The following is a 22589-nucleotide window of genomic DNA, read 5'->3' on the forward strand; positions in this document are numbered from 1 at the left end:
ATATGAAACTTGTTATAGAAAAAATTGGATTACAAGAAACCAAGAGTTCATTTCACTTTTTTAAACTAGAAGTAGACGCTTTTAAACCTTTTTGGCATTATCATCCTGAGTTAGAACTTACATTTATAATAAAGGGTCAAGGTACCCGATTTATAGGCAATAGTATCATGCCTTTTTTTGAAAATGATTTAGTGCTTTTGGGCGCTAACCTACCACATAATTATACTTCGCTAATTCAAAATACAAAACAAAAGTATGAGGCTATAGTACTACAGTTTCCTGCTGCTATATTTAGTTCTTTAAAAGAATGTGAAATGTTATTTCCTTTATATAAAGAAGCGGAAAGAGGTATTCAGTTTATTACTCCTGATGAAGAAACACTACGGTTATTACATGGTTTTGAAGCTTTGCACAAGGTAGATCAGTTAGCCGTTTTACTTCAAATATTACATCTCCTATTTAAAGATACCAATAGAAAACATCTCTCTTCAAAGACCTATCATAATTCTATTATAAACTTAAAAGGGCAGAGTAAGATAAAATCTACTACCAGCTATATTCTTGAAAATTTAGATAAAAAACTAACGGTACCACAAATGGCTCAGCGCACAAATATGGTAGAACAATCCTTTTGTCGCTGGTTTAAAAGTGCTGTTGGTCATTCATTTGTTACCTTTTTAAATTTGGCAAGAATAGAACAAGCCTGTATGTATTTGTCTACTACGGACAAATACATACAGACTATTGCTTTTGATTGTGGCTTTGAAAACCTATCTCATTTTAACCGAACCTTTAAAAAAATAAAAGGTAAAAGTCCTAGAGAATTTAGGTCTTAAGCTTCTACTTCCGCCTCAGTTTCAGCTTCAATAGGATCTTCCTCAATAACTTCTGCTACTGCAGGTACAGAATCTTTTATAATATTGAATTTTTCTACACGCTCCATATCATCCTCTTCACCAGAGAAATAAGGAAAAACATCCATAATTGGAGATTCCGCTATAGAAGGTACAGAGTATTCACCCATTGTATCTTTCATAACACTTATGGTATTATCATAAGCTTCTTTTACGTCGTTTGCCTGTATCAATAAATACATATTGGTTTTGCGTTCTTTGCCACTTTCTTCATCAAAAGCAATTAACGATACTTTTGATTTAAACCATCTGTCTGAATTCTCGAACGGATGAATTTCAGCAAAATTAGCAACTTTAATATTGGTGATTTTAATTTCTTCAGTATCGCTTAAGTAAGCTGACATTTCTTCTGTAATTCTGCTTTCTGCTTCGGTATACGAAATAGCATCAACCAGAAAAGGTTCTGTTTTCACTTTCAACATACCTGAAGCTTCATCAAGCTTTCTATATTTTATTTTACACTCGTACCAAGTTGCGCTCATATTTTCTATTTTTTTTGGGGTGCTAAATATACTCGTTAGCCATAGTTTGCAAGGTCTAAAAATGTAATAGATATTCACAATTTAACGGTCGTGATGATAGTCCGCTAAAGATTAGACACTTAGAGACATGTTGAACAATTCATAAATTTTGAACTATTGCAAAGTGTAAGAATGGAAAGGAATCTCGATTAAAACAATTCTTCTTTTACCTGGTCATAATACGAATCGCTTACAGGTATAATAACATCTGACAGTAGCAAATCTCTGCCTTTTAATCCCGTTACGCTATTCTTATTAATAATATAAGACCTATGAACTCTCATGAACATAGAACTCGGCAGCTCTTGTTCTAAAGCTTTTAATCGCTGATTGCTAATTATTTTCTTATCACCTAAATGGAAGGTAACATACTCACTATCACTAACTACATAAAGAATATCTTCATATTTTACTTTATGTAGGTCATAGCCAGATTTTATAGTAATGGTATCGGTCTTTTCAATGATTTTACTCGGTTTCACTTTATTTACGGCAGTAACAAAACGCTCAAATGTTATTGGTTTTAATAGGTAATCAACTGCATTTAATTCATAGCCTTCTAAGGCGTATTGTGAGTATGCTGTGGTAAAAATTATTTTAGTGTTAGAATCAACCATTTTGGCGAAATCTGTTCCTTTAATTTCGGGCATTTGTATATCCAGGAACAACACGTCTACCTCATGTTCTTTCATTAATTGTAAAGCCTCTAACGGATTCTCAGCCTCGCCTACCAAATTTAAATAATCTAACTTTTCTATATAAGTTATGAGTAGGGCACGTGCCAATTCTTCGTCATCTACGACTATACAATTTATTCTATTCATTCAATTGTAGTTTTAAATTCACTTTAAAAGCTTGCGAGGTCTCGTTTATTACTAATTCATGTCGATCTGGATATAGAATTGCCAAACGTTTCTTTACATTTTCAATTCCAATACCACCAACATCATCTTTTACAATCTTAAATTCTGGCTTGCTATTCTCTAGTTCAAAATCAATACTATTTTCGGTTGCATTAATTTTTAGATTAATAAATGTGCCGGTCACTTTTTCAATATTACTATGCTTTAAGGCATTTTCCAAAAAAGGAATCAATAACATGGGTACAATTTGAATATTCTGGTTTTCTATAGAAAAAGAAGTCGTTATAGGATATGTTTTACTGCTCTTAAGACAAAATAATTTTATATAATTTTCAATATAGTCTATCTCTTTATAAAGCGGTACAATCTCTTGCTCACACTCATATAATACATACCTAAGCATATCAGACAAATAACTAATACTCTGTTGTGTTCTTCCAGAATCTATTGCAGACAATGCATATATGTTATTTAATGCATTGAATAAAAAATGTGGATTGATCTGTGATTTCAACAGCTTCAATTCTGTTTGTAAAGCTTCATTTTTATTGATGACTATTTCCTCTTCTTTTCGTTGAGCAAATAGAAATATTTCAACAAGCGTGGCAATCACATAAGCAATTGCTATTAATAACAGATTAATGAAAAAACGTGATGGTGGCCTACGATTAACATCTAATGGCGGTCCGTCTTCAAATCTAGGTCCGGCCGCTGGTCCGCCAGCTCCTGGTCCCGGTCCAAATCTAGGTCCTGGCACCTGGTCAACGTTTTCTAACCCAAGTATCTGGTTTGGTACAACGTTGGTCAACACTAAGGTGACTACAAAAACCGTGATTAAAGAGACAATAGTAAATGCTATATACTTTTTCTTTAATAATAATTGAGGAACCGTATAGTAGATTAATATGGCAATAACTAAAATTTGAAATACGAGTGCCATTCCGTTTTCCACTGCAAATTGAATATCACTGCCACTAAAAATCCAAGCAGTTGACCAAATCAGTAACCATAGCGCTACGTGAAATATAAAATTCTTATGTCTGTTCATGTTGCAAATAAAAGGAATAATAATTCAAACAAACCCCGTAAACAAGGCTATAAACCGATGATACTAAAGTGTTCGCTGTCTAAAATATGGCTTTCACTTAAAAGTAAACGGCAAACACTTAATGCGCTCATATTACATTGAAGTTTCTCACATCTTTGTTCTCGAATATTAATTATTAAAATTAAAACATATGAAACGTATTACACTAAAAACAGGATTATTATTTGCCATGTTGGTTGCTTTTGGAACCGTTACCGCAAATGCGCAATCTAAAGGAGAAAGAAAAGAACCACCAACGGCTACCGAGCTTTTAAAGCAAATGGATAAGGACGAAGATGGTCAACTTTCTAAAGAAGAAGTAAAAGGACCTTTAAAAGATGATTTCGATAAAATTGATGCGGATGAAGATGGTTTTCTTTCTAAAGAGGAAATAGAGAATGCTCCTAAACCAAAAGGAAGACCTAGAAATTAATTCAAATTGACCCTTAAAATTTTACACATGAGTTATAAAGATATCAAGTCTGTTTTTCCGATTGAAAAGATCTTTTTTTTCATATTCATTTCTGTTTTTATTGCCTGTAATGATGATGACACAATAATAAGTACTGACGAGGATGATGAAGAAATAGTTGAAGAGGAAGAAGTTAGTACTACTGTTGACGATACTGATTTTGAAGCTACAGATTGGACCACGGCAACACACAGTAAAGATGCCGACCCAGATTTTGAAGAGGTATTTGAAGATAATGCTGTAAAACGCCTTGATATCGTTATAACCGAGGATCGTTGGGAAAGTATGTTAGATAATATGACATCTCTTTATGGTTCCTTTGGCGGTTCTAGCCAAGGTGGCGGAGGCGGACCAGTTAGTTCCACGTCAACCGATGAAGACCCAATATTTGTACCTGCAGAGGTATTCTATGAAGGTATTGAATGGTATAGAGTTGGAGTAAGGTTTAAAGGTAATTCTAGCTTACAATCTACTTGGCAAGCAGGAAACTTAAAACTTTCCTTTAAACTAGATTTTGATGAGTTTGAAGATGATTACCCCCAAATTGATAATCAACGTTTTTATGGATTTAAAAAATTAAGCCTTAAAAACAACTTTGACGATAAATCAATGCTACGTGAAAAAGTAGCTGCAGATGTATTTCGTAATGCCGGTTTAGCAGTTTCTAACACTGCATTTTATACGGTTTATGTTGATCATGGAGATGGTCCTATTTATTTTGGACTATATACACTTGTAGAAGAAGTTGATGATACCGTAATAGATGAGCAGTTTTCTGACGATGATGGAAATTTGTATAAGCCAGATGGTGATGCCGCAACTTTTGCCGCAGGTACTTATGATAAAGATGAATATGTTAAAAAGACAAATGAAGATGATGCCGATTTTTCTGATGTAGAAAGTCTTTTAAATATTCTACATGATGCGTCAAGAACAACAGATGCTGCAGCATGGAGAACAAATTTAGATGCAACACTTGATACAGATGTGTTCTTAAAATACTTAGCTACCAATACCGTTATACAAAATTGGGATACTTATGGTAGAATGTCTCACAACTACTATCTATATAATAATCCCGATAACAGTAAGTTAACGTGGATACCATGGGATAATAATGAAGCTTTGCAAACAGGTAAACAACAAGGCTCTGCAGCGTTAGATTTCTCAAATATTACAGCATCGCAATGGCCATTAATATCATACTTGTATACTGATGATGTTTACCAAGCTAAGTATGATGCCTACGTTCAAGAAGTTATTGAAGGTCCTTTTAACGAGGCAACGGTACAAGCATTATATGCAAGCTATTCTGCGCTAATTGAACCTTATGCAACTTCTGAAACTGAAGGGTATACCTTTTTAAACTCTAGTGCAGATTTTCGGAATGCGGTGAATGAACTAAATGCCCATGCCACAAGTAGAACTGCGGCAGTAAATAGTTACCTAAATAGATAATAATTGTTGTTAATGTTAGCTCAAAGCTTCGTGAGAAATCATGGAGCTTTATTTTAACAAATGAAGTCATACGACGGATAATAAAATAGCTTTCAATGGTATTGTTCAGAAAGGTTAGAAATAAATTATTGCGGCTAGAAAAGTTTAAAACATACTTTATTTACGCGCTTGGCGAAATAGCATTAATAGTAGTAGGTCTATTGATTGCCTGGAAAATCAACAACATAAATGAAATAAAAAAAAATAGGGTAGTAGAACTTAAAATTTATAAAAGCTTAAGTCAAGAGCTGGATACAAATTTAATTGTATTGGATAGTGCTATTGTAGATTATACAAAGAGCATACAAATGCTTCAAAACACTATTAACTATCTAGGTGTACAGCCAAAAGAATTAACGCAAGACGCCAAAAAGTTAATTGTTAATCTCAACTATGAGAAGACCATTGTAAGAAACGAGGCTATTAATTCAATAAACGCTACTAACAAATTTGAATTTATTGAAAGTGACTCTCTTAAATATTTGATTGCTGCTTACCCTAACGAGTTAGATAGCTTTAATAATCAACAAATTAAAATTGAAAATATTATTACCAATCGGTTAAAACCGGTAATAGAAAAATATATTTCGTTATTAGAAATTTTACCTGAAAATAGTTACAACTACCAGCGAGTTAAAAACTATGGTAATCAATCTAATTATCCAGAATTATTGGTTAGTAGAGAATATCAAAACGGTGTTATAGATAGACTTTTAAGAACCAAAGATCAATTATCGATTGCCAAAAATTTAAGGTTCAAAACTGAGACTATTGCAACAAAATTAGATCAAGAATTACATAGACCTTAATCAAATTAAATAATAATCTAAAACTCAATATCATGATAGAAAAAAATAAATACTTTGTTTTAACCTGCTTCCTATTGGCTTTTACAACTATTGGTTTTATTAGCTGTAGTAACGATGATTCTTCAACTTCAGATGAGGCTGTAATTGAAGAGGATGACACAGAAACTGACGATGACGCTACCGATGAAGATACAAATACAGTAAGTGTTGAAGCTTCTTATTTTTATACGACTGATGGTTCGGTTACTATCACAAAGGTGCCATGTACTTTATCAGATGGCACATCTACAGATTGTTATCAGATAGTTACGACCAGTCTACCTGGAGATCACGAAATGGGACCATGGTGCCCTGGTAATATTGAAGATGATGCTACAGCAGGTGGTATTTGGCTTGAAGATGGAGAAGTATATGATGTAGATGGTGCTTTCGTTGAAAATATGGCAACATTCTATAATGATCCAAATTGGATGATGTACGATGCAAACGGAGATATTTATATTACCGATACCCAAGAGGCTTGTGAAAATGCCGCCAACCCTGATGTTGGCGAAGAATACGAAAATTTCTGTGTTGAATGTCTTCCTTCCTACATTACAGATTTAACACAAACTTGGACAATTCCTATTACTCCGGTTGCTCAAGATTCTCCTGTGCTATTTACTACCGCAGGTGGTGGACCTGGAGGACCAGGAATAACTACAGCTCCTTCAACACGTGGCGTAGCATTAAACGGTATTGAATTTTCTGCGCCTGCTCCCGTAGACAACATTCTGGGTGCCTATACTTTAGCTCCATTTGATGATGCTGGCGGACATATTAATGTTCACCAAGGGTATCATTACCACGCAGCAACAGGATTTAGTACTAAAGTAGCACAAGATGACGGACATGCAGCCTTAATTGGTTATGCTTTAGATGGATATGGAATATATGAGTTAGCAGATAGTAGTGGTGTAGAGGCTACAGACTTAGATGAATTAAGAGGACATTCTGATGATACTAGAGGTTACCATTACCATGTAGATGCAGCTGGTAATAACAACTTTATTGATGGCTTAAAAGGTGCATACGTAAACTAAATAGTTATGAAAAAGTATATTTTATTATTGGTTTTTTTATGGACAACTATGGGCAGTTTTGCCCATAGTCCAGATGCGTCAACAATTGTTTTAGCAGAGCAAAAGAACAACGTTTGGGTTTTACAGATCAACGCATCGTTGACTGCTTTTCAGCAAGAGGTTAGAACTCACTTTGCTGAAACCCCTTATAAAACCCCAGAGGAGTTTCAAGAAATGGTAATCGCACATATTAAAAATAAACTACGGTTTACTTTTAACAATGGTGAACAAATTATTTTAGGTAAAGGAGTGGTTAAATTAGGACACGAAACTAAAGTCGTATTTGAGGTTTTAAATATACCGACAGAGATAACTTCCGTAAATATTTCTAACAAAGTCTTTAGCGATATCAATAGAAATCAAAGTACCCTAATGATATTTAAAGAAGGCTTTGCTAAAGATCATTTCACCCTAGATAAAACCAATGACCATACTATTACTTTGGTGGTGAAGGATAATAAGTTCATTGAAAAAACAGAACAAAATGCAGGCGTATCTCCATCTTTAATCATCTTAGGTTTAATAGCAAGTATTTGTTTAGGTCTATTGATAAAAAATATAATGCTGTTGCGAGAAAAATCGGTGAGCGAAAATATATAATCTTAATCTAAAACCAGATTCACTTAATAGAACACTGAGTTCACTGATTTTTGAAATCTGGTATATACTTAGTTATTAGTATTGTAGTGTTAAATCGCTGAAATCAAGCTCAAATTAAATATTATGAAAAAAAATAGTCTAAAAAGAATTCCCCAAGTGTCATTTGTTTTGGCATTATCATTCATCACATTAATTGCATGTAGTAGCGATAGTATTGATGATGACATTACAGAAGAGATTGCAAGTACTGATGACTCTGAAGATGAATCTGAAGAAGTTGTAACAGAATTACATGCTGCATATGCTGCCTTTAATTCAGATGCGGTAACTGTATATTTAGATGGTTCTGAAGTTGTAATTGAAACAACAGGTTTACCAAATCATGAAACCGTTTATTGGGGAGAAGGTAACGCCTTATACAGAGAAGAATCTGACGTCGCTACGACACCTAGCATTATGTCTAGTAATAATAATGCGACTACCATTCGTGTAGATGCTACTCCAAATTTAACTGGTAGTACTGTTGAAACAGAATTGAATACAATAGGCATTGCTGTTAGTGGTTCTTCAATATTCAACGACCAAGAAGGTGGTGGCGCTTTAGACCAAGCTGCGGCTAGTTTAGATTGGACAGGGGCTCATATTGGTCCAGGTGTATATCACTATCACTTAGAACCAAAAGCGTTCTCGGATGATGATGAAAATTTAGTAGGTGTTTTGTTAGACGGTGTTTTTCTTTATGGTCGTAAATGTAATTCAACGGGAGATTATCCTTCAGATCTAGATGCTTCTGGCGGACATACCACTACTACTCAATACACTGATGGTGAAGAAGAATATCATTACCATATTATAAATGAAGTTTATTCAACAACAGGATCATACTTAGCATTTGCAGGTCCTTACCAAGGCTATTAAAAATGAGAATAGTTCACTTCCATATCATATGTTTTATACTGATTTTTCAAGTTGGTTGTAATAATACAACAGAGCCCAAAACTTTGGTGGAGAAACCAATAGAAATTAAGCAAGAAACTAAATTTAAAGAAGAGTTGACATTAAATCAATTGGAAGGAACTTGGTATTATAAAAACTCACCTTATGATGGTTATTCAATAGCCTTACATGAAAATGGTACTTTGGCAGAAAAGGTGGGTTTTATAAAAGGTAAAAGAGAAGGTGAAGCCCAAAAATGGTCTGAAGCCGGAGTTTTACGAGTAGCATATCACTATAAAAATAATCGACTTGAAGGTTCTTATAAAAGCTGGTGGGAAAATGGTCAATTAGCTCAAGATGCTAATTACGTTAATGGTAATATGAACGGGGTTGAAAAGAAATGGTATCCAGACGGGCAATTGGCAAAAGAAAGACAATTGTTAAATGGTAAGGAAGAGGGTTTACAAAAAGCATGGTTACAAAATGGAACTTTGTATGTAAACTATGAAGCTAAAAACGGACGTATTTTTGGATTACGTAGAGCAAATTCTTGCTATCAATTAGAAGATGAAGTTGTAATTAAATCAGAAAACGAATTATTATGAACAAGACATTACTATCTATAGTTGCTATATTACTTTTTGCTGCTTGTAAACAAACGGTAAAAAAAGAGAATATTCAGGTAACTGAAACCAGTAGGGTAGAGCACTTGCCATTTTATAACGATGAGTCATTTACGCCACATTGGATAACTCCAAATAGCGAAGACGAGAAACAATTTCACAAAATTCCTGATTTTAAATTGGTGGATCAATTAGGAGATACATTGACTCAAAAATCATTTGAAAATCAAATTTACATTACGGACTTCTTTTTTACGAGTTGCCCAGGTATTTGCTTGAAGATGACCAATAATATGACCAAGGTACAAGAAGCATTTTTAAATAATCCTGAAGTAGCTATTCTTTCACATTCCGTTACTCCATCCATAGATTCGGTTTCAGTTCTTAAAACATATGCTGAAAATAACGGAGTTATAGATTCTAAATGGCACTTGGTTACAGGTGATAAAACTGAAATTTACAACTTAGGTAGAAACGAATATTTTGTGGAAAATGATTTAGGTATTCCTAAGGATATCAATGATTTTTTACACACAGAAAATTTTCTGTTGATTGATAAAAACAAACATATAAGAGGAATTTATAACGGATTAAATAGAGCGTCAATAGCACAATTGATTACTGATGCTGAAGCATTATTAAAAGAAATTTAGCAAACTACATTTTATAAGTATTATCTACTTAAGTAATAGTTCAACTATTCGTTAAATCATTCTAAAAGCGTAACTTATAGCTATTTAAAAGAATGATAATGAATAAGATAGTCTATTACGTTGCAATTTCTATTGACGGATTTATCTGCGGACTTAACGGAGATATTAGCGGCTTTGTAGGTGAGGGTAGCGGTGTTACAAAATACTTATCTGACCTAAAAAAATTCGAAACCACTATCATGGGTAAAGACACCTATGAATTTGGATATGCCTACGGATTAAAACCTGGTCAGCCAGCGTATGAACACATGCAACACTATATTTTCTCTAAGACTTTACAGTTTGATACTATTAGTGATCAGGTTCATATTATCGCTGATTACGATTTAGATAAAATTCAAGAACTCAAAAAAAACTCAACTACAGATATCTACTTATGCGGAGGTGGCGTTTTTGCCGGATGGCTTTTTGACAATCAATTAATAGATATTATTAAAGTGAAAATAAATCCGTTAGTATTGGGGGAAGGTGTACGGCTATTTAGTGATTCTAAACAAGGACACCAACTAGAACTCACAGAAACCGAATCTCATGATGGCGGATTGATATTTAACACTTATAAAGTGAAATATTATTAAAGGATAATTCTAAAAATAAATAAGGCCAGAAAATCAATTGATTCTCTGGCCTTTTAATTAAAAACCAAACTTAACTTTTACTTCAAAGCAGCTAATAATTTCTCTGCTACTACTTCTGATGAAGCTGGGTTCTGACCTGTTATAAGATTTCCATCTTGTACAGCGTAAGAAGCCCAATCTTCTTTCTTAGAATAGATTCCGCCATTTTCTTGTAGCATGTCTTCTACTAAGAAAGGAACAACCTCAGTTAACTGAACAGCCGCTTCCTCACTATTTGTGAACCCGGTTACTTTTTTCCCATTTACTAAAGCTTTACCATCTTTTCCCTTTACACCTTTTAAAGCTGCAGGAGCGTGACATACAAAAGCAATTGGTTTTTCTTGTTCATTGAACGTTTCAATCAATTTGATTGAGGTAGCATCGTTTGCTAAATCCCATAGCGGTCCGTGACCACCTGGGTAGAAAACTGCATCAAAATCAGACGCGTCTACTTCGGCTAAAACCTTTGTATGGTTAATAGCGTCTTGAGCAACTTTATCATCTTTAAAACGCTTCGTATCTTTTGTCTGAGCATCTTCGGTATCACTACTTGGGTCAATTGGTGCTTGCCCGCCTTTTGGAGTAGCTACTGTAATTTCTACCCCTTTATCTAATAATGCGTAATACGGAGCTGCAAACTCTTCAATCCAAAATCCTGTTTTCTTTCCTGTGTCCCCTAATTGATCGTGAGACGTTAATACAAATAATATTTTCATTGTTTTTTGTTTTTAAGTTATTGATTTATAGCAAGTCTTATGTTTAGACTTTAACTATCATTTTTCCTTTATTCTTACCATTCATCATATCTAAAAATGCTTGCGGAGTGTTATCAAATCCTTCTACAATCGTTTCTTTATATGTCAATTTACCTTCACCCAACCATGTAGATAATTGCTTCATAGCTACAGGGAATTTTTCTGCGTAATTAGAAACAATGAACCCTTGCATTAAAGCACTATTCTTAACCAAGAAAGGTTGTACGGCAACAGCCATAGGTAGTTCGGTTTTGTTATAGACCGAAATAGCGCCACAGATGATAATTCGTGCGAACTGATTTATGTTAAATAAAACAGCATCAGAAATTGGTCCCCCAACATTATCAAAATAGATATCGACTCCGTTTGGTGCCGCTTCTTTAATGTCAGCTTTCATATCCTTAGTAGTTTTATAATTGATACCATGATCAAACCCAAATTCAGATTTCAACATATCAATCTTTTCATCTGTACCAGCAATACCAATAACATTAAGTCCAAGTATTTTACCGATCTGCCCCACAACACTACCAACTGCACCAGCAGCACCAGATACCACTAAAGTTTCTCCTTTTTTAGGTTTACCTATTTCGTGAAGTCCTAAAAAGGCAGTTAAGCCAGTCATACCAACAATACCTAAGTAGGCACTTAATGGTGCTTTACTTTTATCTATTTTTTGTAAGCCTTCGCCAGTAGAAATTTGCTTCTCTTTCCATTGCAGTAAACCTGATACGAAATCACCTTTTTTGAATTTGTCGTTCTTGGTTTCAATAACTTCAGCTACAATACCTGAGCTAATTGGCTCACCAACATTGAACGGAGGTACATAAGATTTTGCATCGCTCATTCGACCACGCAAATAAGGGTCAACAGATATATATTTTGATTCTAAAAGTATTTCATCTTCACATACATTTAAGTTATTCTCTAATTCTATAAAATCGAAATCTGCTAGGGTAGGAGTACCTACCGGACGTTGTTTTAAATTAATTGACTTATTCATAAGTTATTTATTTAATTTTTAAATATGTCTGAAGTTATCTATGAGTTAATACACGGGATACATCAGAAAATTCAGTATGCTATTTTTATACAATTCAAAGGTATTACAAAAAAGAATGAACATTCATTTTTTAACTAAAGTTTATAAAAATAGAAATCATATAATAGACAAAAGACAGTCAAATGACTGCCTTTTGTTTTGTTGCTTTTTTACTTCTCATCCATTATAATAATAGACTTTACATTAACGAATTCTTTCATTCCAAATCCGCCATGCTCCCTTCCGTATCCTGAATCTTTAACACCGCCAAAGGGCATAGAAGGCTCTGCTAATCCGAAAGAATTTATGAATACCATCCCTGTATCAAAATGTTTTGCCGCTAGTTCAGTAGCTTTTTTAACATCCTTAGAGAAAATACCACCACCAAGTCCAAATCTACTATCATTGGCTATCCGCATTGCATCTTCATTATCTTTTGCCTTAATTAACGATGCCACAGGACCGAACAGCTCATCATCATACGCAGGTTGTCCTGGTGAAACATTTCCTAATATGGTAGCAGGGTAGAAGTAACCTTCACCTTCTGGAATTTTTCCACCACATAAAATTTCAGCTCCTTTTTCAATACTTTCTTCCACTTGTTCGTGAATTTTCTTTCTTAAATCTTCACGCGCCATTGGTCCTAATTCGGTCTCTTCCAATTTTGGGTCACCAACTTTTAAAGCGTTCATAGCGTTCACAAATTTTTCTTTGAACTCATCATAAACCTTTTCGGTAGCTATAAATCGTTTTGCCGCTATACAGGTTTCTCCATTATTATAAATACGACCCATTACACTTTTTTCAACAGCGAGGTCAATATCTGCATCATCCAAAACTAAATAAGCATCATTACTACCCAATTCTAGAACAGTCTTTTTAAGTGCTGCACCTGCTTTTTCTCCTATTTTTTCACCAGCTACAGGGCTACCAGTCAAGGTTACACCTCTTACTAATTTATGCTCAACAATAGCATTAGATTGTTCATGCTCAATTACCAGTACATTAAAAAGACCTGCTGGCAAACCAGCGGTATCAAAAATGGTTTTTAATAATTTCGCTGTTCCTGTTACGTTCGAAGCATGTTTTAAAAGAATACTATTACCTGCCATAAGATTTACGATAGTATATCGTAATACTTGATAGCTTGGATAGTTCCAAGGTTGAATTCCGTAAATAATTCCCATAGGAGAGTAGTTGATAATTCCTTTTCCCCCATTAGTTAATTGTCGTTCTTCACTCTTTAAAAACTCCGGTGCATGCTCTGCTGAATAGTCGCAAATTGATGTACATAAGTCAACCTCTTGTTCACTTTGCTTCAATAGTTTTCCCATTTCATCGGTCATCAATTCGGCAAGCTCAGTTTTATAATTCTGTAATTCTTTACCTATAACCTTAATAACCTCGCCACGTTCTTCTACTGTTTTATTTTTCCATTTTAAAAAAGCTTCGTGAGATTGCTGTATACTTTCCTCTACTTGATTATCTGTCATATACGTATATGTTGACAGTGTTTTTCCTGTAGTGGGGTTAATTGTTTTGAATGTATCTTGTTTTGTTGTCGTAGACATAACTTGTTTTTAAATTTTATTTATTGTTGTTCACTTGGTACCAAATACACATCATTGATGTTTACTCTATTTGGTTGTGTTAAAACATAGTAGATGCTGTTTGCAATATCTTCTGCTTCTAATGTTTCCATCTTTTGCATTTCTTTCATCATTTCCTTAATATCCTCATCACTAATGGTGCTTGTCAAATTAGTAGCTACTGCCCCAGGTTCTATAGAGGTAATATTAATTCCGTATTTCGGTGCCAATTCTTGACGCAGTCCTTCTGAAAACATTTTCACTGCAGATTTGGTTGCACAGTACACTGCACCACCTGGAAAATATCTATTTGCAGCCATTGATGAGATATTAATGATATTACCACCTTTGTTGGCTTTTAGTTCAGGTAAAACCGCTGCAACACCATTCAACACTCCTTTAATGTTGACATCTACCATTTTTTCCCATTCATCTGTCTTTAATTTCTCTACAAATGAAAGTGGCATTAAACCGGCATTGTTAACCAAGCCTGTTATTTTACCGTATTCTAATTTTGTTCTTGATACTACTTTTTGAAAATCTTCCTTTTTAGTGACATCTCCAGTTGCAACTAAAGCTTCTCCACCATTTTTTTTGATCTGTGATTTTATATCGTTCAGTTCATCTTCACTTCTTGCCATTAATACAACTTTGGCTCCGTTTTCTGCCAATTTTATTGCTGTTGCTTTACCAATTCCGCTTGATGCTCCCGTTATTATAATAACCTTATCTTCTAATTTCATAGTGTGTTTATTTTTGATTTGAATACAAGGTACAGGTAATGAAAACAGCCTTTTAACTAGATTAAAATAAGAATTGACGTCATTGGTATTGAATTAATTTTTACGGGTTGTGAGTTAATAGTTAAAAGGTTTTACGACATAATTATTCTGGTTACAGAAATTATTAATATGTTAAAAAATATATGCATTTATATGATTTTCATTTGACCCATATTTTTAAAATCAGGTAAAAGCTGTGATGACAAATAAGATGATTCGTATTGTTGGTGGAGTAGTTAGTTGAGCTGGAATTGACTTTATTAAAAAGTATATGATTTTACTAAGGCTACGATTGACTGGGAACATTTACTAGTGAACGTGCTTTCGGTTCCTCATAAAAATATATATAGAACTAAGTGTTTGTTTGGTGAAATAAATACTGATGGCGAGATTGCGATAGCTGAAATTATTGCATTTATAATTGCAAGTAGTTCTAGAGTTATTGGTAATTCTTGTAATACGGCACGTACTAAACCGCTGAATTATAGATGCCACCACAATATTGAATAGAACATTTATTAAAGAGTCTACACAAATGGAAATGATTGCATGTTATTGATAAATTTATCCTGTACATGCATTTCTGGTTAATAACATGTAGTTTCCATTAGTTTTAAATTCTTTAATAGATATGCCAACATAACGCTTAAAGGTCTTTGATAAATGACTGACGTCTGTAAACCCTAAATCGTCTGCTATTTGGGTTAAGGTAAAATCAGAATTAAGCAGTCTAATTTCAACTAATTTCAATTTTGCTTTTATTATATATTCCCGCAACGGCATTTGTACTTGTTTTTTAAAATACTCACTCACATACGTAGGAGACATCATAAAAACATCTGCTAAATTTTCAACTTTTAACAAGTCGGTTTTATCTATATTCTCATTAATATAGGTTAGCATTTTTGTGATTCTTTCTTCAGATACTTTTGCATCAGTATCAAAATAATTACTCTTTCTAATATTCCTAATTAGTATTTCTAAAATACTGGTCATTAAGCTGGTAATAAGCGTAACGGACTCTTCTCCATAATTTCTTGTTTCCAATAAAATCATCTCAAATAAATTACCAATATGTAATCTATCGGTTTCAGATTTTAAAATATCGCCTGGTAATTGATTGTAGTTAGATAATATGTACGAAGCTTCTTTAAACCACTCATTTCTATCAATCTGTATTTTATTTACACCTCTAAAAAATGAATCTGTAAATTTTAAGAATACAAATTTACTAGTATCGTTAATGGTGAAAGAATGACATTTTAAAGGGGGTAACAAAAAAACGCTTCCCTCTTTATAAGGTGATTCATTATAGTTTATACACTGGGTTCCTGAGCCAGATTTTACCAAGACCAACTCAAAAAAATTGTTCTTAACCGGGCGTTGCTTCCACTCAGATAATTCAATTTCTTGTATTTCAAAAGGTTTATAAGCTTCTAAAACTTCCATATTTATCTAATTATAGTGTAAAACTATAGTATTTACGTGAATATTTCATTCAGCTAGTCAAATAAACCTTGATTTATACAAACATCACCTTTTTATGTACATGATTAGATATGAGTAATACCAATACATTTGTATCAAATTAAAAAAACAACATTTTAAAATATAATAATGAGCACACCAAACATCGCAAAAGAAGAGATCATCAACGCTTTTAACTTTAGACATGCAACAAAGGAATTTGATGCTACTAAAACTATCTCTGATGATGACATGAAATTCATCTTAGAAGCAGCACATTTATCACCAAGTTCATTTGGTTTTGAACCATGGCATTTTATAGTAGTTCAGGATAAAGAATTACGAGAGTTATTAAAACCTGTAGCATGGGGGGCACCTCTAAAATTAGATACTGCTAGCCATTTTGTATTAGGTTTGAGTATGAAAGCGCCAATGGTAAAGCACGATTCGGAATATATCATGCATATGATGAAGGATGTAAAGCAACTACCTGCTGATGTAATTGAAATGTATTCTAAATTTTATAGAGAATTTCAAGAACGTGATTTTGATTTGGACACGGACAAAAAATTGTTTGACTGGTCATCAAAGCAAACGTATATCGCTTTAGGAAATATGATGACCGCTGCCGCTTTAACAGGAATCGATTCTTGCCCAATTGAAGGTTTTCATCAAGAAAACGCAGAAGCTTTATTGAAGGAGAAATTTGGTGTAGATACCGATAAATATGGTCTATCGTTTATGACTGCTTTCGGTTACAGAAAAGCAGATCCAGAATTTGGTAAATCTAGAAGAAACTTTGATGATATCGTTACTTGGAAGTAATCTTATCATTCTAAAAAACAACATAAAATGAAAGCAATAGGGTACAAAGAGAATCTTCCAATACAGGATGTAAAATCTCTACAAGACATCGAAATAGATACTCCAAAAGCAATTGGAAAAGACATTCTAGTTGAGATAAAAGCAATTTCTGTAAACCCAGCAGATTATAAAGTAAGAGCAGGAATGCCTGTTGAAGGCGATGATTGGAAAATAATTGGTTGGGATGCTACCGGAATTGTAAAAGAAGTTGGAGATAATGTTACGTTATTTAATGTTGGTGACGAAGTTTGGTATGCGGGCGATTTCACGAGACAAGGAAGTTATGCGCAGTATCAAGTGGTAGATGAGCGTATTGTGGGCAAGAAACCATCTAGCTTATCTTATGCAGAAGCAGCCGCATTACCATTAACTTCTCTTACGGCTTGGGAAATGTTGTTTGATAGATTAGAAGTTGCAACCGATGATGCCAGTAAATCTATTCTAGTCATTGGTGCTGCAGGTGGTGTTGGTTCTATTTTGGTACAATTAGCCAAGAAGCTTACAAAACTGAACATTATAGGAACGGCTTCCCGTGAAGAAACTACAGATTGGTTAAAAGAATTGGGGGCAGACTCGGTTATTAATCACCGAAATAAACTAAGTGAGGAATTTGAAAAATATAAACTACCTACTCCTGATTATATCGTGAGTTTAAATGCTACCGAGCAACATGCAGACGAGATTGTAAAAGTCATTAAACCACAAGGTAAATTCGGTTTCATTGATGACCCAAAATCATTTAATGTCATGCCATTTAAAGGTAAAGCTGTGTCTACTCATATTGAGTTGATGTTCACTCGTTCTATGTTCCAGACGGAAGATATGATTGAACAGCACAACATATTAAACGAGGTTTCTAAGTTGATAGACAACGGAACAATTAAAACCACTTTAGGAGAAAACTTTGGAACTATTAACGCAGAAAATATGCGTAAAGCCCATGCTTTCTTAGAGACAGGAAAAGCAAAAGGTAAAATTGTTTTAGAAGGATTTTAGACCCAATGGGTCAAATAATTTAAATAGAAAATGAAAACTACACTTAAAATATTTCTTATAGCAACAATTTTTGCTGGTACTACGGCAAATGCACAGGTAAATACGATTGATTCCGTGGCTACTTCAAAAGTGCAGCATTTCAATTTTGATGAAATGGAATCGGAAACTATTGGCGAAGGTATTCAGAATACTTATGATGCTTTAAATATTGAAGGGTTATTAAAAAAACTATGACTATATTGAACTAGTTATAATTTTGGCAATGCTTTAGTATACTTATGTATTGCACGTCGCAAAATTCATTTAGTTTTGCATTTTTTTTAAATGAAGGAAATGGTTATTTTCAAAGCCTGTCCCCGTCAGATTACTTTGCAACATTATGGATGATTTAATTACATTTTCTATTGCTGTTTTTACCGGCTTTTTTGCGATTACAAACCCTATTTCAAACATGACGGTTTTCTTATCGCTTACCCAGGGTGCCGATGAAAAAACAAAAGCCGACATTAACAAAAGAGCGAATATCATTGCCTTTATAATCGTTCTGGTATTTGTCCTTTTAGGAAAATATATATTCGAGCTTTTTAATATTAGCATTCCTGCATTTAAAATTACAGGTGGAATATTAATATTTTATATTGGTTTTGACATGCTGCAATCAAAACAGTCTAATGTTAAGAACATTAAGCATGTAAATATTGATGAAAATATTGCGGTTTCTCCATTGGCAATTCCAATTTTAGCTGGTCCAGGTACGATTGTTACAGCAATGAACTTTGTATCAAGTGCTCAACCTGTTCATATAACCATAGTAATCGCGATTTTTGCTTTCATGAGTTTACTAACATATTTTACTTTTAGATTAAGTAACTTAATTGTTAGGCTTGTAGGCTACAATGTTATTTCTGTGATTGGTAAAATAATGGGTTTAATCATTGCCATTATTGGTACAGGTATGATCATAGAAGGAATAAAAATCTCTTTTAATTTGGTTACCAAACAATAAGCAGCTTTAGCAATCTTTCTTTAACTTACTGAAATATGAAAAAAGTTCTTGTCTTATTTGCTCATCCAAAGTTTGAAAAGTCAAGGGCAAATATGGTTTTAGTAAATCATATTAAAAATAAAGAAGGAGTAACTTTTCGCGATTTGTACGAAGAATATCCAGATTTTCTTATCGATGTTCCTTTTGAAAAGAAATTATTAGAACAGCACGATGTTATCATTTGGCATCATCCTATGTACTGGTATAGCTGTCCGCCATTGCTAAAACAATGGATAGATATGGTTTTGGAATTTAATTGGGCTTACGGACCTAATGGCAAAGCGCTAAGCTCTAAAATATGCTTAAACGCTATAACCACTGGCGGAAGTAAAGAATTATATTGTACCCAAGGTATCAATAGCTATACAATTACAGAATTTTTAAGACCTTTTGAGCAAACTGCAAATTTATGTCTCATGACTTACAAAAAGCCATTTTTAGTTATGGGAACCTATAAATTAACCGATGAAGAACTTGAAGTTTATGGAACTCAATACAGTTCTCTCATTGATAGCTTGCAACATTAAATTTTCTTATTTAATCTTATTGAAGATTTTGCATTAATTAGGCTTACACTAAACCAACCAAAATGACCGGCAGTATACTTTTCGACGCAATTGTTTTCTTACTGGGAGCAATAATATGCGTTTCTATAGCAAAACGATTTGGACTAAGCTCTGTTATAGGCTATTTAATGGCAGGTGTTCTTATTGGTCCTTATGTACTAGGCTTTATTGGCGAAGAAGGTGAAGACATTCTCCATTTTGCTGAATTTGGAGTTGTCGTTATGCTGTTTTTAATTGGACTTGAAATTGAACCAAAAAATTTCTGGAACATGCGAAAAACAATTGCCGGTATGGGAGGCCTGCAAGTTGCCGGTACCATGCTTCTTTCTTTTATATTTTTCTCCCTTTTAGATTTAGAATGGAAAGTGGCGTTGGTTACTTCTATGGCGGTAGCATTATCTTCAACGGCGATTGCCATGCAGACTATAAAAGAAAAAGGATTAATGGAAACCACGTTTGGTAATTCAGCTTTTTCAATTTTACTATTTCAAGATATCATAGTTATATTTATGTTGGGTGCAATTCCTTTGCTAGCCAATACAGATGCAGTATCAACCACCACTACTCATGAAAACGCTGGTAATTTATTAGATACACTACCCATGGGGTACCAAACCCTGGCAATTATTTTATCGGTAGTATTGATTATTGGTGCTGGGCAATATTTAATTGTTCCAATACTTCGCAAGGTTGCGCAAACAGGTGTTCGTGAACTTTTAATAGCCTCGGCATTATTAATTGTTTTTAGCATTTCCTTTTTAATGGAATATGTAGGTCTTTCTCCTGCATTAGGTGCTTTTTTAGGCGGTGTAGTATTATCGAGCAGCGAATATAAACATGAGCTTGAAAGCACCTTAGAACCTTTTAAAAATCTATTACTAGGTTTGTTTTTTATTGCCGTAGGCGCTTCCATAAATTTCGTTGTAATCGCAAAAATGCCATTGACCATTGGTGGAATTTTGGTAGCCGTAATTTTAATAAAAGCATTGGTTCTATTTATTACTGGTCGTGTATTTAAAATGAAGCTTGACCAGAAACTATTATTAACCTTTAGCTTGGCACAAATAGGGGAGTTCGCCTTTGTATTATTATCCTTTGCATTTCAGTTGAATATTCTTGAACAGGAACAAATGGATATCTTATTGGTAATAACGGCGCTTTCAATGTCAATAACACCAATTATTAGCATTATCAACGAACGACTAATTCTACCGAAAATAGGTACCAAAGAATCTATAAAAAGACCTATGGACCATATTGCAAAATCGCAAAATGTTATTTTAGTAGGGTTCGGACATTTTGGAAGCACCGTTGGGCGTTTTCTAAGGTCTCACGGTATAGAGGCTACAATCTTGGATCAAGATTCTAACAGGGTAGACTTTCTTCGTAAAATGGGATTTGAGGTATATTATGGTGATGCCACTCGAATAGACTTATTGGAATCCGCAGGTATTGCTCAAGCTAAAATATTAATCTGCGCTATAGACAACCCCAGTGTTACCAAAGAAATTACAAAATTGGTTAAAGAGAAATATCCACATGTAGAACTCATGATACGGGCACAAAATAGGTATGATGCTTATGAATTGTTGAACATGGGTATGGAAAACATTTACCGTGAATCTTTAGATACATCGCTATCTTTAGCTAAAGATGTACTTAGTAAGTTAGGTTTTAGAAAATACACGTTAAATCAACAGGTTCAAAATTTCATAAAATATGATGAGAGTAGTTTAAGAAGATTGGCTGCAGAACCTGTGCAAGATGATAATTATATTTTTAAAGCCAGAAAAGAATTAGAAGAGCAAGAAAGATTGCTTAACGAAGATTTTAAAAGAGGCATCGTAGAATATCATAACCATTGGGATAGCGAGTCTATACGAAAAGTACTAGAGGACCAACAAAAAGACAATCATTCATAAATACAACTCACAGTTTATCATTTACTTAAAAAGGTGAACTTTTTTACTTCTATAAAATTGAAAGATTCGTAGATAGAATCCACCTTCTGGTCTATTTCTTCTGCATTTGCGAGGTTTCAAATTAAACCACAACTATAATTATATGTCTTAGTATTGAACGTAAAATAAAAGTTTAACCTTTTAAATTTAAAACGATGAAAACAAATACTAAAACATACGTAGTACTAGGTTTATTTATAGTTGCATTTGCACTGCCAAGTACAGCACAAACACGTAAAAGAACAACTACAAAAACTACAGTTTCGAGAACGGTAACAAAAACACCAGGTAGAGTTTCAAGTAAAAAAGTAGTTTACCGAACACCTACAAAAAAAGTTATATCGGTAAGAACAGTTCCTAATAGAACGGTGGTTAGGCATAATGGTCAAGATTACTATTATTCTAACAATAGATACTATACCGCTTCTAGAGGTAGGTATATCGCTATAGCTCCAAAAGTTGGTTTTAGAATAAGAACCTTACCATCTAATTCTGTTAGAATAAATTATAATAATCATGTGTATTTTAATGTGGCAGGAACATTTTATCAACAAACTAATGCTCAATATGAGGTTGTTGAGCCAGAAATTGGAACTTTGGTTTATGAATTACCAGATGGGTATGAGAAAGTGACTATTGATGGTTTAACATACTATGAGTATGCTAACATACTTTACGAGAAAGTTCAAGTAGATGGTTCTAGAGCTTATGAAGTTGTAGGTATCATTGATATGGAATAGTATTTTTTA

Annotated in this window: 25 protein-coding genes; 17 read left to right on the forward strand and 8 right to left on the reverse strand. The window is 33.8% G+C overall.

What is annotated here, in order from left to right; genetic code table 11:
- The first annotated feature begins 2 nt into the window (after positions 1-2).
- On the forward strand, positions 3-836 hold the full coding sequence (locus P178_RS0115475; RefSeq protein ID WP_027067066.1) for an AraC family transcriptional regulator: 834 nt from the start codon (positions 3-5) through the stop codon (positions 834-836).
- Here the strand turns inward: P178_RS0115475 and P178_RS0115480 are convergent.
- The 3 genes from P178_RS0115480 to P178_RS0115490 all read right to left on the reverse strand — a co-directional run bounded on the left by P178_RS0115480 (position 833) and on the right by P178_RS0115490 (position 3346).
- Complete coding sequence (locus P178_RS0115480) at positions 833-1396, reverse strand: DUF4494 domain-containing protein (protein WP_027067067.1); 564 nt, start codon at positions 1394-1396, stop codon at positions 833-835. The two genes, P178_RS0115475 and P178_RS0115480, sit on opposite strands and share 4 nt — an antisense overlap.
- A gap of 188 nt (positions 1397-1584) precedes the next feature.
- Positions 1585-2259: a LytR/AlgR family response regulator transcription factor gene (locus P178_RS0115485; protein ID WP_027067068.1), complete on the reverse strand. Its 675-nt coding sequence runs from the start codon at positions 2257-2259 to the stop codon at positions 1585-1587.
- Complete coding sequence (locus P178_RS0115490) at positions 2252-3346, reverse strand: sensor histidine kinase (protein ID WP_027067069.1); 1095 nt, start codon at positions 3344-3346, stop codon at positions 2252-2254. Before P178_RS0115490 ends, P178_RS0115485 begins: the two co-directional genes overlap by 8 nt.
- Before the next feature lie 190 nt (positions 3347-3536).
- Between P178_RS0115490 and P178_RS0115495 the strand changes: the two genes are divergently transcribed.
- The 9 genes from P178_RS0115495 to P178_RS0115535 all read left to right on the forward strand — a co-directional run bounded on the left by P178_RS0115495 (position 3537) and on the right by P178_RS0115535 (position 10734).
- A complete protein-coding gene (locus P178_RS0115495; protein WP_027067070.1) occupies positions 3537-3818 on the forward strand; it encodes a hypothetical protein in 282 nt (93 codons plus the stop codon).
- A gap of 27 nt (positions 3819-3845) precedes the next feature.
- Positions 3846-5315: a CotH kinase family protein gene (locus P178_RS0115500; RefSeq protein ID WP_027067071.1), complete on the forward strand. Its 1470-nt coding sequence runs from the start codon at positions 3846-3848 to the stop codon at positions 5313-5315.
- A 95-nt stretch (positions 5316-5410) separates the two neighbouring features.
- On the forward strand, positions 5411-6163 hold the full coding sequence (locus P178_RS0115505) for a hypothetical protein (protein WP_027067072.1): 753 nt from the start codon (positions 5411-5413) through the stop codon (positions 6161-6163).
- A 32-nt stretch (positions 6164-6195) separates the two neighbouring features.
- On the forward strand, positions 6196-7245 hold the full coding sequence (locus P178_RS0115510; protein WP_027067073.1) for a YHYH protein: 1050 nt from the start codon (positions 6196-6198) through the stop codon (positions 7243-7245).
- Positions 7246-7251: 6 nt separating this feature from the next.
- Positions 7252-7884, forward strand: coding sequence for a hypothetical protein (locus P178_RS0115515; protein ID WP_027067074.1), 633 nt, complete (start codon positions 7252-7254; stop codon positions 7882-7884).
- Between the two features lie 123 nt (positions 7885-8007).
- The gene (locus P178_RS0115520; protein WP_027067075.1) at positions 8008-8802 is read left to right on the forward strand and encodes a YHYH protein; all 795 of its coding nucleotides are present in this window, start codon (positions 8008-8010) and stop codon (positions 8800-8802) included.
- 2 nt (positions 8803-8804) lie between these two features.
- Complete coding sequence (locus P178_RS0115525) at positions 8805-9425, forward strand: toxin-antitoxin system YwqK family antitoxin (RefSeq protein WP_027067076.1); 621 nt, start codon at positions 8805-8807, stop codon at positions 9423-9425.
- Positions 9422-10096, forward strand: coding sequence for an SCO family protein (locus tag P178_RS0115530; protein WP_081819457.1), 675 nt, complete (start codon positions 9422-9424; stop codon positions 10094-10096). Before P178_RS0115525 ends, P178_RS0115530 begins: the two co-directional genes overlap by 4 nt.
- 98 nt (positions 10097-10194) lie before the next feature.
- The gene (locus tag P178_RS0115535) at positions 10195-10734 is read left to right on the forward strand and encodes a dihydrofolate reductase family protein (RefSeq protein ID WP_027067078.1); all 540 of its coding nucleotides are present in this window, start codon (positions 10195-10197) and stop codon (positions 10732-10734) included.
- A gap of 77 nt (positions 10735-10811) precedes the next feature.
- Here P178_RS0115535 and P178_RS0115540 read toward each other — a convergent pair whose 3' ends face one another.
- The 5 genes from P178_RS0115540 to P178_RS0115560 form a co-directional block, all read right to left on the reverse strand.
- A complete protein-coding gene (locus P178_RS0115540; RefSeq protein WP_027067079.1) occupies positions 10812-11489 on the reverse strand; it encodes a type 1 glutamine amidotransferase domain-containing protein in 678 nt (225 codons plus the stop codon).
- Between the two features lie 43 nt (positions 11490-11532).
- Positions 11533-12531, reverse strand: coding sequence for an NADP-dependent oxidoreductase (locus P178_RS0115545; RefSeq protein ID WP_027067080.1), 999 nt, complete (start codon positions 12529-12531; stop codon positions 11533-11535).
- Between the two features lie 209 nt (positions 12532-12740).
- Positions 12741-14141, reverse strand: coding sequence for an NAD-dependent succinate-semialdehyde dehydrogenase (locus tag P178_RS0115550; RefSeq protein WP_027067081.1), 1401 nt, complete (start codon positions 14139-14141; stop codon positions 12741-12743).
- Between the two features lie 20 nt (positions 14142-14161).
- Complete coding sequence (locus P178_RS0115555; protein WP_027067082.1) at positions 14162-14902, reverse strand: SDR family oxidoreductase; 741 nt, start codon at positions 14900-14902, stop codon at positions 14162-14164.
- A gap of 603 nt (positions 14903-15505) precedes the next feature.
- Positions 15506-16390, reverse strand: a complete 885-nt coding sequence (locus P178_RS0115560; RefSeq protein ID WP_027067083.1) for an AraC family transcriptional regulator — start codon at positions 16388-16390, stop codon at positions 15506-15508.
- Positions 16391-16558: 168 nt separating this feature from the next.
- Between P178_RS0115560 and P178_RS0115565 the strand changes: the two genes are divergently transcribed.
- From P178_RS0115565 to P178_RS0115595, 7 genes are all read left to right on the forward strand, one after another.
- The gene (locus P178_RS0115565) at positions 16559-17233 is read left to right on the forward strand and encodes an NAD(P)H-dependent oxidoreductase (protein WP_027067084.1); all 675 of its coding nucleotides are present in this window, start codon (positions 16559-16561) and stop codon (positions 17231-17233) included.
- Between the two features lie 27 nt (positions 17234-17260).
- Positions 17261-18268 (forward strand): zinc-binding alcohol dehydrogenase family protein, encoded by a 1008-nt coding sequence (locus P178_RS0115570; RefSeq protein ID WP_027067085.1) that lies wholly within the window; start codon positions 17261-17263, stop codon positions 18266-18268.
- Between the two features lie 30 nt (positions 18269-18298).
- Positions 18299-18502 (forward strand): hypothetical protein, encoded by a 204-nt coding sequence (locus P178_RS22215; protein ID WP_027067086.1) that lies wholly within the window; start codon positions 18299-18301, stop codon positions 18500-18502.
- Positions 18503-18647: 145 nt separating this feature from the next.
- Positions 18648-19274 (forward strand): MarC family protein, encoded by a 627-nt coding sequence (locus P178_RS0115580; RefSeq protein WP_027067087.1) that lies wholly within the window; start codon positions 18648-18650, stop codon positions 19272-19274.
- Between the two features lie 35 nt (positions 19275-19309).
- Entirely contained in the window at positions 19310-19840 is a 531-nt protein-coding gene (locus P178_RS22220; protein ID WP_081819458.1) for an NAD(P)H-dependent oxidoreductase, read from the forward strand.
- A gap of 62 nt (positions 19841-19902) precedes the next feature.
- Entirely contained in the window at positions 19903-21801 is a 1899-nt protein-coding gene (locus tag P178_RS0115590) for a monovalent cation:proton antiporter-2 (CPA2) family protein (protein ID WP_027067088.1), read from the forward strand.
- A gap of 194 nt (positions 21802-21995) precedes the next feature.
- Positions 21996-22580, forward strand: coding sequence for a DUF6515 family protein (locus P178_RS0115595; RefSeq protein WP_027067089.1), 585 nt, complete (start codon positions 21996-21998; stop codon positions 22578-22580).
- Positions 22581-22589: the final 9 nt, after the last annotated feature.

The sequence above is a fragment of the Maribacter sp. Hel_I_7 genome (assembly GCF_000688315.1).
Taxonomy (GTDB): domain Bacteria; phylum Bacteroidota; class Bacteroidia; order Flavobacteriales; family Flavobacteriaceae; genus Maribacter; species Maribacter stanieri.